We start from the raw sequence: 16660 nt of genomic DNA on the forward strand, positions 1-16660 counted from the left end.
TTCGATAAGCAGCCCTATTTTATGTCGTCGGGCTCTACGTGAACATGAACATGAGTGACATCGTGTTCATGTTTTATTTTGTTTTCTACCTCATCTGCGACCCCATGGCCTTCCTCTACTGTCAGCTTCGGATCCACTGTAATGACCATCTCTATATGTACTGTGCTGCCCAAGTATCGCGCTTTCACGTCCTTAAGACGATGCACATTTTCTATCCGGCCGACAGTCTGTTTATAAGGTTCAAGATCTTTCAAATGGAATCCGTCCGTTAATGAATGCGAAGCGTCTTTGAAGATATCCCAGGCTGTCTTGCAAATGATGATTCCGATAATAAAAGCCGTAACCGGATCTATCCAGGCCAGCTGCAGCTGGGAAGAAAAAACACCGATAAATGCTCCGGCACTGACAAATGCGTCTGACCTGCTGTCCTTCGCCGCCGCCATAAGTGCAGAGCTTTTAATGGATGATGCGAGTCTTTTGTTATATAAATAGATGCCGTACATAAACACTGCACTGCCTAAAGCCGTCCACGCCGCGATAAGGCTTGGCGTTTCTGATGTGCCGCCCGCAATCGCTTTTCCTCCGCCGATTAACACTTCAATTCCAACAGCCATCATAATAAAAGACGCAATAAGGGACGAAATTGTTTCAGCCCGATAATGGCCATATGGATGGTCACTGTCAGCCGGCCTTTGCGAAATACGCAGTCCGATCAGCACCGCTATTGACGCTACAATATCTGTCCCATTGTTTAACCCGTCTGCTCTCAGCGCTTCAGAATGATACAGTATTCCGATTGTCAGCTTTACTGCAGCAAGAATGATATATGCCAAAATATTGAGGAGTGCTCCTTTTTCTCCCTTTTTAAGATTATCTGTCCTCCCCATTGAATACCAGCCTCCATTCTATTACATAGTATGGTTAAAAACATGAAAAATAGCAGCAGCGATTCTCAACGGGGAGGGAAATTTCGACAGCAAATTATTGCCCGGGAAACTTTTTGTCGATATGTTGAAGGTTTGCTTACTTACGAAAGAATAGGACTGTTTTCACCTTTACAGGCTGTGGCGGACATTGTATACTGAGGTTAATTGATAATGATTATCAATATCGTTTGATTGGAGGTTGGTGACACAATGACACCTCAGTCTGCAGAAATCAGAAAAAAGCATCTCATTCATCTGTTAATACAGAATGGTATATACAAAAAGTCCAAGCGTCATTTGTATGAATTGTCGCTGATGGAGCTGGAAAGTGAATACAAAACATTGTCAGGAGGCGCCAGGGCATGCCAAAGCGTAAAATAAAAACCTACCAACAGCTGATCCAGGAAAACAAAGAGGCGATCATGGGCAATCCAAAGCTGATGAACGTCATTTACGACAGAATTGACCGCAAGCATCAGAAGAATCTTCAGGAACAAAACAATACATAAAAAAGAGCCGGCAAAGGCTCTTTTTTATTTAATGAAAGGCTTCTGCGGCCAGCTTTTGAATGACCGCGTCGTCCATCGGCGGGTTATGGAGACCGGCGCGCACATCCCGGTAATAGCGCTGAAGCGGATTGGTGCGTTCGAGGCTTTTGGCCCCTGCAATTCTCATCGCTTTGTCTACAACAGAAAGCGCGGCGTTTGTGACGATATGTTTTGCCGCACCGAGCTCACTCTTCAAGTAAGGGCGGCGCTCCGGATCGTCATACAATTCAGCCGCATGAAAAAGAAAGTGTCTGGCATTCAGCAATTCAAGCTCCATTTCGCCTGTTCTTTGCTGAACGGCCGGAACATCCTTGATCGGCCCCTTCAAACTATTTGGAGAATACTCGGAGGCAAAGCGCACCGCATAGTCTCTAGCAGCTTGAGCCACGCCAAGATAAACCGCCGGAATATGGAGCAGCCAGCCATTTGGCTTTGCTCCCCGCGGCCCTTGAAGCAACTCTACCAGTTTATTGTCCTCCAGCGTTACCTCGTTTAATACAAGATCATGGCTGCCGGTAGCCCGCATCGCCATCATATCCCATGTTTCTTCAATTGATACACCAGGATCATTTTTATGAACCAACACGACACCTGTTGTTTGTTTTTCTTCAATCCATGCCGTCACTAAAAAATAATCAAGCGCTTGCGACATTGTCGTAAACGTTTTTCTTCCATTCACCACCCATTTGCCGTCCTTTTTGACGGCGGCAGTCCCGGGGCGTCCTCCCCTGGTCGGGCTCCCAGTTTTCGCTTCTGTCGCTGCTCTATTGATCACGGCGCCGTTTTGGACTTCCTTTGCGATAAACGCAAACACATCTTCATCCCAGCTGTTTCCTTCTCCGAGCTCTCCCATCACGCTTAAATGCCAGCCGATGCTCAGAGCTGCAGGAGCATCTCCCCGTGCAAGCCGCTCTTGAAAAAGCAGCATGTCGTAAACAGACATTCCTGCTCCTCCATGGGATTTTGGCACGGTTATCGCCGTATATCCCGAATCACGCAGTTTTTGTATTTTTTCGGCAGGAAATCGTCCCTGTTCATCATCCTCAGCGGCTGTTTGCTGAAATTCATCCGCTAGCTGTCCTATTTTCTCTATCCATTGCCGCTGTTTTTCGTTCCGTACAAATAATGACATCCGGCAGCCCCCCATTTTTTCAATTCCGATAAATTTAATATGTATTATAGATTTCCAGCCATGATTCCGCAACTGTTAACAATTTGTCCACGATAGAAAAACACGCCATTCCCGAGGGAACAGCGTGTTTAAACCGGATTTGCATCCCGGTCTTGTTTCATACCGAGATAAATGAGCATATAAGTCAGGTAACCCATTGTCATGACCAATCCGCCGAAGAAAAAGCTTGAGAAAATCGGCTCTTCAAAGGCAGTAACTGCCGCAAGCACAATCCAGCTTGCATACAGATATATGATAAAATAACGGATACCCGTCTTCATTTTATATATCATGTACAGCCCCACGAGAGAAAACAACCCCAGCGCGAGCCTGAAATATACAAGATGTTCAAACTGAAACATGAATGACACAAATGAGAATCCAAGCAGCAATACAATCGGTAAAGCGGTAATAAAGTTCCTCAATTCGAGACACCTCCGTCAGTACCTTTATTATAAACCAAAACATCGAATGATATTGATTTACGTGAGCTTTTTCACAAAAATGTCATTCCTTGCCTTTAGATTCGAACATCCCGTTTGCAGAAACTCCACCAGGCAACGGCAATGAAGAAAACAGCATGAATCACAATAATCCCTACAGAGAACAATGGCGTCATGCCTGAAAACAGAGCCGTTTGTCCGCTTTTGTATTGAGTGAAGTCCGTGTTTGCAAAAAGCAAAAAGCTTCCCCATTTGTTTTCAAACAGCTTCATGATTTGCACAAGTGAACTTGCTCCATATAAAACGACAAAAGAAACAACAACTGAAATGGCACTGTTGCGGAACAGTGATGAACAAAGCAAACCGAATAATCCCATCAGCACCGCTTCAAGCCAGTTTGTGCCGATTAGCTCCAATGTGTTGATGAACAATGTTTTTGATTCAGATGTCACGGACGTGCCAAAAAAGACAAGACCGAATAATAAAGCCAGAATGTAGTATGCCAGATAAAGATAGAAGCTGACCATTACAACTGTCATTAGTTTCGACCAAAAGACCTTTTGCCGCTTGACCGGGCGTATGAGCAGAAATTTGATTGTCTTTTTATCAAATTCATTAGAAATAATCGTCGCTGCAATGACAATGGTTAACGCCTGCAACAGGATATTCAGGCTCGGTGTATAGGAAAAGTAGCCGATGAAATTTTCGTCAGTTCCGGCACTGATAACGATCCGTTTAATGATCAGCGCCATGAAAAATTGAAAAACGGCCATCAATATAAGCGAAACAAATGTAACTTTCCGATTAAAGAGTTTCATATGTTCATTCCATATTAATTTAGACAAGCTCTTCTCCCTCCTCTTGATGAGCGGTTGTCGCTTTAATAAATTCGTCTTCCAGTGACTGCGTATAAGGCATAATTGAAAATACGTTCAGCCCTTGTCCGACTAGCGAGCGGTTCAGCTCTGGTATATTTTCTTTCGCTATATCCACCACGATGGAGCCGTCTTTACGTTCAGCTGAGTACCCATTGCCCATCAGCCAATCGAGCGCTTTTTCCGCCGGCTGCACTTCTATAACGGCTTTCTCCGTTTTCTGACCGGCTCCATTCAGGCTTACTTCTGCTTTGATCTCGCCTTTTTGTATGATGATCACACGGTCACACAGGTCTTCAACTTCACGCAATAAATGAGTAGCGAATAAAACCGCTGTTCCTTCCTCTTCAGCGAGCTCCTTAATATGATCGCGAAAATCCTTCATACCGGCAGGATCAAGACCGTTTGTCGGCTCATCTAAAATGAGAAGCTTCGGCCGGTGAAGAATCGCCTGAGCAATGCCGAGACGCTGGCGCATGCCGAGGGAGTAGGTTTTCACTTTATCATCAATCGCTGATGTCAGCCCGACTCTTTCCACCACTTCGTCCAGTCTTTCATCAGTTATCTTTTTGTGCATATTTGCAAAGTGTTTGAGGTTTTCCCAGCCTGACAGGTACGGGTAAAACTCAGGGTTTTCCACAATCGCGCCGACAGCTTCCATCGCTTGTTCGAACTCAGTATCATGCTTGAATCCGTTGATGGCCACGCTTCCGCTGTTTTGTTTTAACAGTCCGACGATGATGCGGATGAGTGTCGTTTTTCCGGAACCGTTCGGACCGAGAAGACCGATAATCTCTCCCTGCCTGACGTCCATGCTGATCTGTTTTAAAATCTGTTTAGACCCTATTTTTTTATCAAGGCCTTCAATATGTAAAATCGGCTCAGCCATAAAGCCTTCCTCCTTTTTTCGACAAAAATAAACAGTGCCTAAAAATAGGCACTGTTTGTATTATAGCATTTGTTGCTTCCAAATGTTTGGTTAAACCGATAGAGTCGGTGCTTGCTCCGGCTGTTTGTTCTTTTCTGTTTCTGTAATGATGACGGCACAGGCCGCGTCTCCTGTTGTGTTGACCACTGTGCGAAGCATATCGAGCAAGCGGTCTATTCCGAGGATCAATCCGATACCCTCAACAGGCAAGCCGACTGATTGAAGCACCATGGCGAGCATAATCAAACCGACTCCCGGAACACCCGCAGTTCCCACACTTGCTAATACAGCCGTCAATATCACCATCAGCAATTGCGTAAATGTAAGATCATGTCCGAATACCTGTGCAATGAAGATGGTGGCCACCCCTTGCATAATGGCTGTCCCGTCCATGTTAATCGTCGCCCCGAGCGGCTGAACGAAGCTGCTGATCGGCTCAGGCACTTTTAGTTTTTTCTGGGCTACATCCATTGATACCGGAAGCGTTGCATTGCTGCTTGAGGTACTGAACGCAACGACCATAACTTCTGAGAAATCTTTAAAGAATGTAATCGGATTTCTTTTTGCTAAAAGAGCCACTGTTGAACCGTATGTGACGATTGCATGTATGACAAGAGACAGTGTAACAACAATCATGTACAGCCCCATCGCTTTTATTGCACTGAATCCCTGGCTGCCGATAGCTGTCGCAATGAGACCAAACGTGCCGTATGGCGCAAACTTCATGACCAGGTTGACCAGATACATCATCAGTTCATTGCCCTGCTCCACGACTTTCAAAAGCATATCCGCTTTTTTGCCTAGCATCGTAATCCCGAGTCCGACAAAAATGGAAAACACGATAATCTGGAGCATATTTCCTTCGGTCATCGCTTGAACGGGATTGGCCGGAATCATGTTCAGAAGTGTGTCAGCAACACTCGGCGCTTCTTCTGCCTCGAATTTAGCGGATGAGACATCATAAGTGCCGAACTCACCCGGCTTAATGACAAGCGCCAGTATAAGCCCGATCGTAATCGCCACCGCTGTCGTGATGAGAAAATAAGAAATGGCCTTCACACCGATTCTGCCAAGCTTTTTAGGATCGCCAAGCCCGGCAACTCCTAATGTAAGAGAGAAAAAAACAATCGGTACGACAAGCATTTTAATGAGATTTAAAAAGATGGTGCCAAGAGGCCCGAATACAAACTTATTCAAATTTTCAAATAATTCAGGTGATGTTACATTAAGAATAATCCCCGTGACGGCACCCAGTACCAATGCAATGATGATCTTTCTTGCCAGTTTCATCCGCATTCCTCCTTTTTTGAAAAAAAGCCCGCGAGAGACTCCCGCGGGCTTTGGCTGTATCATAAAACCACAGGATTCTCTCTTCACGCTGATGAGGTTAGCTGCCGGGTTCGGACGAAGAGATGTCCGTTTTTCAGATGAAAAATGAACCCCAAACGATTGGGTCCCCCACTCCTTTTAAAAAGGATTAAGCGTGTGGCTTACTTTTGTATGATGTAGTTTTATTTATACAGAAAATATCCAATTTTGTAAACTATTTTTTGTTACTTTTCTCTCGAGGTCTTTTAGGCCTATTTTCCTTGTTGGTTACATCAAGAATATCAAGGAGAAATACAAAGATCGGAATCCCGATAATTAAGCCCCAAATGCCGAGAAAGTGTTCAGAAAAAATCAGGACTGTAAATGTGAAAAAGATCGGCAGCTCTGTTTTCGCTGACATCAGCTTCGGATTGAGGAAATATGTCTCAATCGCATGAATGGCGAAAATGACAAGCACAATGTAAAGCACATACATTCCGCCGCCTGTGCTGTATGCAATAATACTAAGCGGAATCAGGGAGATGACAACGCCTGCTACCGGGATCAATCCGAGAAAGAAAACCATGATGGACAGCCCCAACAGCTGAGGGAAGTGCATAATCCAGAGTGCAATAAAAGTCAGTATGCAGTTCACGAGCGCAATGATAAATTGTGCCTCAAGCACCTTGCCGAATGTTCTCGCGAATTTACCTCCGAAAAAAGCAATCTCATTATAAAAAACAGCAAGCTTGCTCGTTTTAAACTGCTCCATAAATTCAGACAGCCGTTTTTTCTCAAATAAGAAGAACATGCTGAGAATGAGCGCCATCACGATCTGCAAGCCGAATGTGCTGATATCGGCCAGATACGTATATAGTACATTGAAACCCTCTTTGACATACGAACTAATATTAATATCTCCGAAAACACTTGTGATCTCATCAAAGAAAGGAATGCTGCTTGGATGATACGCAATATGTTTAATCTGCTTGATCAGCTGCTGAATCTGTGCGGCAACGACCGGATAAAACACAAACCCTCCGACTGTAAGCAGCACGGCCAGCAAAATGTAGAGAAACGTAATGACAACCCGCTGGCTCACGCGGAAGAACCGGCTTAAAAATTGCCGGACGACAAGCTCCAAACGATCCATAAGAAATGTGAAAATGAAGGTCAGCAATATTAAGTTGATCATGCTCTTAAATAGATATAACACACCAGTTAACACGACAAAGATGGAAAAACGCCTTACTCCCGGGTGCTGAAAAAATTTTACTAAAGCGGCCATTTATACACTCCTGTTAGGACAAACGTCCTTCATTCAATATAGTATCCATTTGTAAATTATATAACAAAAAAATGCTGAGGTCTCTGTCCTCACCTTAATTATTCTTAAACAATTAAAAAAACGGCCCCATAATGGGCCGTTTTTTTCAGACTGCTGCTTTCATTTTTTTCATGCCTTCCACAGCCTCCACGCTTTTTGCTTCATCGAATTCTTTTTCGCTTTTTGCAACGATGATTGTGGCGATTCCGTTTCCGATCAGGTTCACAATCGCTCTTCCTTCACTCATGAAACGGTCGACACCAAGCAGAAGCGCAAGACCCTCAAGCGGAATGACCTGAAGTGCTGACAGCGTTGACGCAAGAACGATAAATCCGCTTCCTGTCACACCGGCTGCCCCCTTCGAAGTCAGCATCAGAACGAGGATAATCGTAATTTGCTGGCCGATGCTGAGATCCACTCCAAACACTTGAGCCAGAAAGACAGTCGCCATTGATAAATAAATGGATGTTCCGTCAAGGTTAAACGAATACCCGGTCGGAATAACGAGCCCGACGACTGATTTAGAACAGCCGTAGCGTTCCATTTTATCCATCATTCTCGGAAGAACCGATTCTGAAGAGCTTGTGCCGAGCACGATGAGAAGCTCATCTTTGATGAAGCGCAGGTAGTTCCACAGGCTGAATCCGTATAGCTTGCAGATGATATTTAAAACAACAAACACGAACAGGAACATTGTGATATACACGGACAGCATTAAGCTGGCAAGCGGCTTGATGGAATCGAGTCCGAAGTGCCCGATCGTATACGCCATCGCTCCGAATGCACCGATTGGAGCGGCACGCATAACATAGCCGATAATTTTGAAAAAGACATGTGAAACTTTATCAAAGAAATCAATGACGCTTTTCCCTTTTTCACCTAATGCCGCTAGACCGACTCCGAAAAGAATGGAAAAGAATAAGACCTGCAAAATATCCCCTTTTGCGAAGGCATCAACCATGTTGGACGGTACGATGTGTGTGACAAATTCAACCCAGTCGATCCCCTGACCGCCATTTTGGGTGTATTGTGAGACATCTCCCTTTTCAAGCTTGCTGTAATCGAGGCCCGCACCCGGCTTCATAATATTGACGACAAATAAACCGATAATGAGTGCAAGGGTCGTAACAACCTCGAAATAGATAAATGCTTTTCCCCCTACTTTTCCAACCTTCTTCATATCGCCCATTTTTGCAATCCCGAGAACGATTGTGAAGAAAATGATTGGAGCGATCACCATTTTCACAGCGTTGATAAAGGTATCGCCAAGCGGTTTCATTTCTTTCCCGACATCCGGCCAAACCAATCCGACAATGACCCCGATGATGACCGCGGTTATGACTTGAACTGTTAAATTTTTAAACAGTTTCATATTCTCCCTCCCCTGTCCTAGTCGCCTTTGTGTCTTTCTTACTAGAATGATAGCGTTTTCATTAGGGGCGGGGAAGTTTATGTTCATAACGGACATTTTGGTCTTTTTGGTCTCGGGTTTACACTTTAAATATGTAGCGGTTGACGGGGCGTCCGACTCCTCCGTACTGAACATCAAGCTGAATCGTTCCGTTCTTTTCGAGATAATCAAGATATCGCCTCGCTGTCACTCTGGCGATGCCGAGAGCCTTGGCAACCTCTTCAGCAGAAAGAGGCGACGTTTGCTGCTTCAAAAAAGCAATGAGCTCATTCATCGTAAAATGATTCAACCCCTTCGGCAGATCCTGTACGGCCTGCTGCGGGATATTGAGGATGGCATCGAGCTGATCCTGGGACAGCGTGTCGTTTTCCTCTATTTTTTGTTTATACCGCTTATATTTCTCAAGCGCCTGTCTCATCCGTTCGAGCTTAAACGGTTTTAAGATATAGTCAACTGCCCCATTTTGCAGCATAAGAGAAATTGTTTCCTTGTCTTTTGCAGCGGATACGACGATGACATCTACCTCAAGCTTTTGCCTTCTGATCTCCTGCAAGGTTTTGATTCCGTCTTTTTTCGGCATGTATACATCCAGAATCACGAGTTCGGGCTGCTGTTCTTTGATCAGCTTGATGCCTTCGTCCCCGTTTCCCGCTTGTGCACAGACGGTAAAGCCTTTAACGGTTGTTATGAAATCCTTATTGACTTCCTGAACCATCGGATCGTCTTCAATGAGCAGAACCTTGATTTCCTTACGAGCCATGCTGCGCTTCCTCCCCCTTCATCGGAAAAACGATTGAAAAAGACGTTCCTTGTCCCGGGTGTGAATCGACCTCTATCGCACCCGACCCTTTGTCTGTTATTTGCTTGACTAAATAGAGGCCATAGCCTGTGCCGCCTGTTTTATTCACTGTAAATCCTTTTTCATAAAGGTACGGCATATGTGTGTGCTTAATCCCGCATCCGTTGTCTTCTATTAAAATCGCAAGGATATCCTCCGTTTGTTCAATGCTGATGTCAATTCGTTTGTCATCAGACTGAACGGTTTCAAACGAGCCGAAGGCATTTTCAATCAGGTTGCCAAGAAGCACGACGATATCATGCTGGTCGACATGCTCGGGAAATTGCTGCAGGCTGCTGTTTTCATCAATATGCACAGCAATGCCGAGCTCTTTTCCCCTTCTGATTTTACTTAACAACAGCCCCGCCGCGGCGTCATTTTGAATGGAGCGATGCAGAAACTCAGTGACGTTTTCCTGCTCGGTTGAAGTCTGAAACGCCAGCTGCAGCGCTTTTTCAGATTTCCCGAGCTGGATCAGGCCTGCGATGGTATGGAGCTTGTTCATATGCTCATGATTTTGGACGCGGAGCGCTTCGACAAAGTTTTTGACACCCGTCAATTCCTCAGCCATCTTGGCCGCTTCCGTTCTGTCCTGAAAAATCGCGACGGCGCCGATGACTTTTTTCTTCATGACGATCGGAATCCTGCTGCTCATGATGACCTTTCCGCTCACACGAATTTCTTCATTATAAACCGCCTTGTTCCGTTCCACGATTTCAGGCAGGCGCGAATCCTTGAGTACATCCCAAATCACCTTTCCGACCAGATCGCCCTGCACCTCAAAAATCTGTTTGGCTTTTTCATTAAATATTGTGATGATATGCCGGTTGTCAATGGCGATCACGCCTTCGTTCATAGAGTGAAAGGTAGCGGTTCGCTCTTCATACATTCTGACAATCTCATGGGGCTCGAGCTGAAACATTTGTTTTTTGATATGACGGGCCAGCAGGAACGAACCCGCCAGGCCGAACCCGAGTGTCAGCACTACGATGAAGGCGATATCCCTTCTTAAATGAAACAAAATATCAGCCATCCCCGGCAGTGTTTTTCCGACGAGTACTACGCCGACCTGATTCAAATCCTGATCCTTTACCGGATAAAAGGCCCGGACAGCCGTCCCGATCTCGCCCGTTGCTTCTGAGAAATAAATGTGCTCCGCAAACGCAGCTTCTTCATCTGCACCCTTTGACTTTTTCCCGATGTTTGTGGTGACAGGATGAGTATAGCGAATGTGATCCATGTCCATGACGACAATGTAGTCTGCTTCATTGATCATCCGGATCTCTTCAACCGCATGCCGGACGGCTTCTGTTTGTTCTTTTCGTGATAACGCCTCTTTCACTTCGGTCATCTCCGACACCGTCCGAGCCGTATTCATCAGCCGTTTTTTCAGCTCCCTTTCCTCTGTATGCTGAATATTGCCTATGAGCACAATGCCGCCGATCAAAAAGGAGAAAATGACGAGTATGTAAGAAAGGATCGTGATTTTCCAGCGGATTGAGAGCTTTTTTTTGTTCATCAGCTTCTCCTTTCAGGTCTTTACGAATCATATCTGCCCCATTATTCTTAACATAAGGGAGGGGGCTTTTCATGAAGAGTTTGCTTGCATGTCTCGGTCTGATGATCGCCGGAATTGCAACCGCTTTATTTATCGGATTCCATGACCGTTCAAACGGCGAAGAGATTGTGTATGATGACGATCAGGAAGGCTTACAGGATCAAATCGTATTCAAATTCAGCCACGTTGTTGCTGAAAACACGCCAAAAGGGCTGGCCGCCAACAAATTCGCCGATCTCGTAAACGAGAAATCAGGCGGGAAAATGAAAATTGAAGTGTTCCCGAATGGAAGCCTGTATTCGGACATTGAAGAAATCGAAGCATTGCAAAATGGCGACGTGCAATTTATCGCCCCCTCCACATCGAAGCTCGGTATGCTCTCTCCTGAATGGGGAGTTCTTGATCTTCCGTATGCATTTACAGACTATGATGCGGTTAAAAAAGGGCTGCACGGAATAATTGGAACACAGCTGTTTGATTCCTTAAAGAAAAATCAATTAAAGGGCCTGGCGTACTGGACAAACGGCTTTAAGCAAATCACCACGAATCAAGGCCCGGTCAAAACCCCGGATGATTTAAAGGGACAAGACCTGCGCATTATGCAAAGTAATGTAATAGAGGACCAGTTCAAGCTGCTTGGTGCAGCACCCCACCAGGAATCTTTCAATGCTACTTTTCAGCTGTTAGAAAGCAATATAGTAGATGGCGAGGAAAATACAATCTCAAACATCTATTCTAAAAAATTTTATAATGTTCAAGACTATTTGACAATAAGCAGCCACGGTTACCTCGGCTACGCTGTGATGACTGATGAGCATTTCTGGAACGCGCAAACACCGGAAACAAGACGCATTCTGACGGAAGCGATGCAGGAAACGACAGAGTGGAATGAAACGTATGCCGAAGAAATGAACAAGGAGCAGCTGGAAGAAATCAAAAAACATTCTTCTATTAAAATCTACGAGCTGTCAGATAAAGAGAAAAAAGATTGGATGAAGCGCCTTGATCCTGTTTACCGGAAGTACGAGCCCATCTTCGGCCGGAAGCTGATTCAGGAGCTTCTGGAGCTGCGCAAGGATTCGTAGAACCCATCTCAATACGCTGCTTTTCGTTTATCTTTGTTCCCATCGGAAATATAGAAAGAGAGACACGAAAAAAGGAGATGGGTACATGTTTAAACATACGAAAATGCTGCAGCATCCTGCTAAGCCAGACCGTCCAGATCCATTATTCGCTAAAAAAATGCAAGAAATTTTAGGCGGGCAATTCGGAGAAATTTCTGTTGCCATGCAGTACTTATTTCAAGGCTGGAATTCAAGAGGAAATGAAAAATACAAGGATTTGCTGATGGATACGGCAACTGAAGAAATCGGGCACGTTGAAATGATCGCTACCATGATCGCCAGACTTCTTGAGGATGCCCCGCTTGATGAACAGGAAAAAGCGGCTGATGACCCAGTCATCGGTTCCATCATGGGAGGCATGAACCCTCACCATGCCATTGTATCAGGACTAGGCGCCATGCCGGAAAGCAGTACAGGCGTACCATGGAGCGGAGGCTACATCGTAGCGAGCGGAAACCTGCTGGCAGACTTCCGCGCCAATCTGAATGCGGAATCACAAGGCCGTCTACAGGTTGCACGCCTGTTTGAAATGACGGATGACAAAGGCGTCAAGGACATGCTCAGCTTCCTGCTGGCGCGTGACACAATGCACCAAAACCAATGGCTGGCCGCTATTAAAGAATTAGAAGCACAGGAAGGTCCGGTTGTCCCGGGTACATTCCCGAAAGCGCTCGAGAAACAGGAATTCTCTCATCAGCTTATCAATTTCTCTGAAGGTGAAGAAAGCGCCGAGCAAAACTGGCTGAAGGAGAAAGCCCCGGACGGAGAAGCGTTTGAATATGTGAACGAAGCAAAAGCTTTTGGAGAAAAGCCGGAATTGAAGCCTGCTCCTCCTTTTGTTCATAATACGCTTCCTGGGCGTGAGTAAGAGGCTATCATAAAAAAGATAGATCACTCTAACTGTGATCTATCTTTTTTTGTGCAATTTTCTGCCGCTCAAGCATCTCCAGACGATTGCCAAATGGATCTGAAATATAGAATCTGTCCGCTCCCGGAAGTTTATTGTCCTCAACTATTCCAATTCCATTGCATTTCAAATGTTCTTTTAAACCTTCTATATTCATAACCTCAAAGGCAGGGTGTGCTTTTTTAGCGGGGACAAAAGGTTCTTCTATCCCGATATGCAATTGTCTATTCCCAAAAGTGAACCAGACTCCGCCCCTAGCTTTTAAATCATCAGGTTTTTCAATTTCCCGAAAGCCTAATATGCCGCCGTAAAATTGTCTTGCAATAGTTTCACAGCCTTTAGGAGCCGCAAGCTGAATATGATCAATTTCATTAAAATGAAAAGTCATCTGAATCAATCCCCCTGATTTCACAATTGAATGCCATTTTCTTCATTCTAATTCAATCAAAATAACAGGAGAATATCTTTATTGTTATTATGAGTGATAAAATCAGCTAATCATCTTTTTTAGGACGACTTCTCTTCACTAAGCTTTTGCCACATTCCATCCAGGCTCGTATTCAATGTCCCTGCTGTCAAATAAACAAGCGGCCTCCTCTGCATCCACCTGAGACAGCGTCACTTCGATAGAGAGAATCGTGCCCTTTTGCTCGATTTCTTTATAGATGATGTCGTGTTCGTTCTCCATAAAACATCATAAGCTTCTCTGTTCTCCCAAACGCTGGTGATTTCTGCGGTGAACAGCCCATCCGCTGTTTTCCGCCATCCGCCGGCCTGTTTGATGAAGCCACTTACATATGATAGTGCTCCTCACTGTGACTGCGCCTTCGAAAATGCTTCAGCGTTTGCCGCGTCCACCCCACATACAATCTTTTTGATCAGCATTTTGATTCCTCTGTTATGACCGTTTCTGCATGAATGTGCTCGACGCAGAGATTCACGGTCCTGACGTAAGAGCGTGTGCGGTGTATGGTGCCTTTTGGGACAAGCAGGCTGTCATTCGCTTTTAACACCGCGGTTTCTTGATCCTTAAAATCAATAAGCAGCTCTCCTTCAAGAACGATAAATAATTCATCTGAGTCAGGGTGATGGTGCCAGTCGTATTCTCCTGTAAACACAGCAAGCCGTACACAATGGTCATTGACCTCTGAAATGGAGAAATTAGCGTGTTTTTCTTTGACTTCATTTGCAATGGCCAGCAGGTTTTGCATCTCAGGCATAAGTGAAAACTCCTTTTTCACCTATTTTACCGCAGAAGCGTCATTGGGAAGGTATATTTTTTTCCATTTCATCATAAAAAGCGATCCAGCTGCTGCGCCGGATCGCTTTTTATCTACAGGTTGTCTGCCTTTTATGCTTTACTTAGTTAGTCGTTGTCGCGGGCGTTTCCGCCTTTTGAGCCAATTTCTTGATAGAATTCCTTATCATGATTTTTGCTTGTCGCTTCTCCGCCTTTACGGCCGATTTCTTGATAGAATTCTTTATCATGATTTTCGCTAGTGGCTTCTCCGCCTTTTTCACCGATTTCTTGATAGAACTCTTTGTCATGGTTCTTACTAGTGGCTTCTCCGCCTTTTTCGCCGATTTCCTGATAGAATTCTTTGTCATGGTTTTTGCTAGTGGCTTCTCCGCCTTTTTGACCAATCTCTTGATAGAATTCTTTATCATGGTTTTTGCTAGTCGTTTCTCCGCCTTTTCTACCTGCTTCTTCTCTGCTCATTTTGTTATCTTGTGCCATTTTGAATTCCTCCTTTAATTGGTGTTGGTTGTTGTATTCCCGCTGTCATTTCTTTTAAACAAACAAAACACATTGAGTGTGTTTTGACTGAAAAAGCAGACGGAATGCGGTGCCCGTCTGCTTTTCTTCTATTCATGATTCTGTTCTGTTTCTATGAGCCGCTCAAGGATGCGCCGCTTTTTATAAAGCATCATGCCTGTTTCGGTAATGTCATTTAAGGTCGAGCGATTGGCCGCCGCGCCAAAGACCATTCCCGCGACCGGCACCATTTGAAAAAGCTTTTTCCAGCCAAAGGTGTCACGGTAGCCTAAAACCACTTCCCTCCAGCCTTGAATTTGGGAAGCGACATTCTTATATGTACGGTCCTGATCATAATCTTTTAATTCTTTCAGAATGGATTTTTTACCGACAACATCTGCTGAAGTAAGCTGCAAACATTTTACGATAAAGACCCGCTCTTTTTTCTCCTTTGGATCATAGCCATAGGCCACTGCGATATCCTGCAGTGTTTTTAATGATAAACCGAGCACAGCCGGAATGTCTGCCGCCAGTGTAAATACGCCGCCCACACCCGTGGTCGCTCCCTGAACGGTTGCAGCGTTGATTCGGTTTTTGCCCATCGCTTCAGCAACATCATCCATAACAGCCAGAGGCGCTTTCTGTACGTCCTCCAGTGATTCAAAGGTTTGCTCGGGCAGTTTCTTTTGAAACGTTTTGATAATCTGTTTTTCCGATGTCAGGTACTGTCCTCCAGTTTGAACAAAGCTGCCCACCTCATCCAAAAGCTTGCCGATCTTTTTCTGGATGAATTCCGGCGTCAGCTTGTCCAGCAGCTGAAACGGGAGACGGCTGAGTTTTTCCCAAAACCAGACTTTTTGCTGCTCCTTTTCCCATTTCTCTATTTCTTTTAATTGCTGATGTAAGTCTTCTTTTCGTTCTGTTGTCACCCAACTCGCACTTCCCTTCCGTTTTTTTCTACTATATAGTATACCTTCATTTTTCTCTAAAACGTTTTTATTTTTCACCTGCGGGTACCATTTTTATAAAAGCAGAAGGAGTGATGGATATGCCTTGGTCTATGAAGGATTACCCCGCTTCACTGAAAAATCTCGAGAAGCCTGTGAAGAAAAAGGCGATTGAAATTGCGAATGCCATGATTGATGAAGGCTATGAGGACGGACGCGCCATTCCGATTGCGACGAGCAAAGCAAAGGAATGGGCGGAAAACGCCTCAAAAAAGGAAATTGACGACTTCCTCAAACATGATGATGAAACAGAACGCGATGAGGAGGCAAACGATGACGCCAGACCTGAGCTAATGAATAAAGCGGAGCATGTCATCAAACATAAAAGTGGCTGGGCCGTCAAAGCTGAGGATGCCAAACGTGTATCTGAAATCAAGAATACGAAAAAGGAAGCGATTGAACGGGTGAAGGAAATTGCGGAACATAAAGGCACAGAAGTAATTGTTCATTTGGCTGACGGCAGTGTGCAGAGAAAGATAAAAACAGGATCATAACCAAATATGCTTTTGTACGTTTCGGATCTGTCTAGAACG

General features: G+C 44.8%; 18 protein-coding genes, 2 pseudogenes and 1 riboswitch. Of the genes and pseudogenes, 5 read left to right on the top strand and 15 right to left on the bottom strand.

The annotated features are described in order from the left end of the window. Nucleotides 1–14 precede the first annotated feature (14 nt). Nucleotides 15–887 carry a cation diffusion facilitator family transporter gene (locus DIC78_RS07650; protein ID WP_127695937.1) on the bottom strand — a complete coding sequence of 291 codons (873 nt, stop codon included), beginning with the start codon at nt 885–887 and terminating at the stop codon, nt 15–17. A gap of 249 nt (nt 888–1136) precedes the next feature. Here DIC78_RS07650 and DIC78_RS07655 point away from each other — a divergent pair. Together DIC78_RS07655 and fbpB are read left to right on the top strand one after the other, a co-directional pair. After that, nucleotides 1137–1302, top strand: a pseudogene (locus tag DIC78_RS07655) (Fur-regulated basic protein FbpA). Next, nucleotides 1289–1435 (top strand): Fur-regulated basic protein FbpB, encoded by a 147-nt coding sequence (gene fbpB, locus DIC78_RS07660; RefSeq protein WP_010333101.1) that lies wholly within the window; start codon nt 1289–1291, stop codon nt 1433–1435. The pseudogene DIC78_RS07655 and the gene fbpB overlap by 14 nt, the downstream one beginning before the upstream one ends. A 28-nt stretch (nt 1436–1463) precedes the next feature. On the opposite strand, the gene DIC78_RS07665 is transcribed toward fbpB, so the two are convergent. The 9 genes from DIC78_RS07665 to dctS all read right to left on the bottom strand — a co-directional run bounded on the left by DIC78_RS07665 (nt 1464) and on the right by dctS (nt 11294). Beyond that, a complete protein-coding gene (locus tag DIC78_RS07665; protein WP_105991472.1) occupies nt 1464–2606 on the bottom strand; it encodes an acyl-CoA dehydrogenase family protein in 1143 nt (380 codons plus the stop codon). Between the two features lie 128 nt (nt 2607–2734). After that, a complete protein-coding gene (locus tag DIC78_RS07670) occupies nt 2735–3070 on the bottom strand; it encodes a hypothetical protein (protein WP_003225151.1) in 336 nt (111 codons plus the stop codon). 95 nt (nt 3071–3165) lie between these two features. Next, nucleotides 3166–3906, bottom strand: a complete 741-nt coding sequence (locus tag DIC78_RS07675) for an ABC transporter permease (RefSeq protein WP_232351029.1) — start codon at nt 3904–3906, stop codon at nt 3166–3168. A 19-nt stretch (nt 3907–3925) separates the two neighbouring features. After that, on the bottom strand, nt 3926–4852 hold the full coding sequence (locus tag DIC78_RS07680) for an ABC transporter ATP-binding protein (RefSeq protein ID WP_106020960.1): 927 nt from the start codon (nt 4850–4852) through the stop codon (nt 3926–3928). A gap of 90 nt (nt 4853–4942) precedes the next feature. Next, a complete protein-coding gene (locus DIC78_RS07685; protein ID WP_024120282.1) occupies nt 4943–6181 on the bottom strand; it encodes a dicarboxylate/amino acid:cation symporter in 1239 nt (412 codons plus the stop codon). 72 nt (nt 6182–6253) lie between these two features. After that, a riboswitch (cyclic di-AMP (ydaO/yuaA leader) is annotated at nt 6254–6385 on the bottom strand. A gap of 49 nt (nt 6386–6434) precedes the next feature. After that, nucleotides 6435–7487: an AI-2E family transporter gene (locus tag DIC78_RS07690; protein ID WP_024120281.1), complete on the bottom strand. Its 1053-nt coding sequence runs from the start codon at nt 7485–7487 to the stop codon at nt 6435–6437. A 145-nt stretch (nt 7488–7632) separates the two neighbouring features. Further along, complete coding sequence (dctP, locus tag DIC78_RS07695) at nt 7633–8898, bottom strand: C4-dicarboxylate transporter DctP (protein WP_024120280.1); 1266 nt, start codon at nt 8896–8898, stop codon at nt 7633–7635. 118 nt (nt 8899–9016) lie between these two features. Beyond that, nucleotides 9017–9697, bottom strand: coding sequence for a two-component system response regulator DctR (locus DIC78_RS07700; protein WP_101864023.1), 681 nt, complete (start codon nt 9695–9697; stop codon nt 9017–9019). Beyond that, nucleotides 9687–11294 (bottom strand): two-component system sensor histidine kinase DctS, encoded by a 1608-nt coding sequence (gene dctS, locus DIC78_RS07705; protein ID WP_105955171.1) that lies wholly within the window; start codon nt 11292–11294, stop codon nt 9687–9689. Before dctS ends, DIC78_RS07700 begins: the two co-directional genes overlap by 11 nt. Nucleotides 11295–11365: 71 nt before the next feature. Here dctS and DIC78_RS07710 point away from each other — a divergent pair, with 71 nt between their 5' ends. Together DIC78_RS07710 and DIC78_RS07715 are read left to right on the top strand one after the other, a co-directional pair. After that, nucleotides 11366–12418, top strand: coding sequence for a TRAP transporter substrate-binding protein (locus DIC78_RS07710; protein WP_106022308.1), 1053 nt, complete (start codon nt 11366–11368; stop codon nt 12416–12418). 85 nt (nt 12419–12503) lie between these two features. Next, nucleotides 12504–13325 carry a manganese catalase gene (locus tag DIC78_RS07715; RefSeq protein WP_127695939.1) on the top strand — a complete coding sequence of 274 codons (822 nt, stop codon included), beginning with the start codon at nt 12504–12506 and terminating at the stop codon, nt 13323–13325. Between the two features lie 28 nt (nt 13326–13353). On the opposite strand, the gene DIC78_RS07720 is transcribed toward DIC78_RS07715, so the two are convergent. The 5 genes and pseudogenes from DIC78_RS07720 to DIC78_RS07740 form a co-directional block, all read right to left on the bottom strand. Then, the gene (locus tag DIC78_RS07720; RefSeq protein ID WP_127695941.1) at nt 13354–13752 is read right to left on the bottom strand and encodes a VOC family protein; all 399 of its coding nucleotides are present in this window, start codon (nt 13750–13752) and stop codon (nt 13354–13356) included. Between the two features lie 138 nt (nt 13753–13890). Next, nucleotides 13891–14249, bottom strand: a pseudogene (locus tag DIC78_RS07725) (YdbC family protein). Further along, nucleotides 14243–14584, bottom strand: a complete 342-nt coding sequence (locus tag DIC78_RS07730) for a cupin domain-containing protein (RefSeq protein ID WP_095714113.1) — start codon at nt 14582–14584, stop codon at nt 14243–14245. The pseudogene DIC78_RS07725 and the gene DIC78_RS07730 overlap by 7 nt, the downstream one beginning before the upstream one ends. 146 nt (nt 14585–14730) lie before the next feature. Further along, the gene (gsiB, locus tag DIC78_RS07735; protein WP_010333086.1) at nt 14731–15102 is read right to left on the bottom strand and encodes a glucose starvation-inducible protein GsiB; all 372 of its coding nucleotides are present in this window, start codon (nt 15100–15102) and stop codon (nt 14731–14733) included. Between the two features lie 128 nt (nt 15103–15230). Further along, a complete protein-coding gene (locus DIC78_RS07740; protein ID WP_127695943.1) occupies nt 15231–16049 on the bottom strand; it encodes an EcsC family protein in 819 nt (272 codons plus the stop codon). 119 nt (nt 16050–16168) lie between these two features. On the opposite strand from DIC78_RS07740, the gene DIC78_RS07745 reads away from it, so the two are divergent. Then, nucleotides 16169–16621, top strand: a complete 453-nt coding sequence (locus DIC78_RS07745; protein ID WP_127695944.1) for a DUF2188 domain-containing protein — start codon at nt 16169–16171, stop codon at nt 16619–16621. Nucleotides 16622–16660: the final 39 nt, after the last annotated feature.

The sequence above is a fragment of the Bacillus halotolerans genome, assembly GCF_004006435.1.
GTDB lineage: Bacteria > Bacillota > Bacilli > Bacillales > Bacillaceae > Bacillus > Bacillus halotolerans.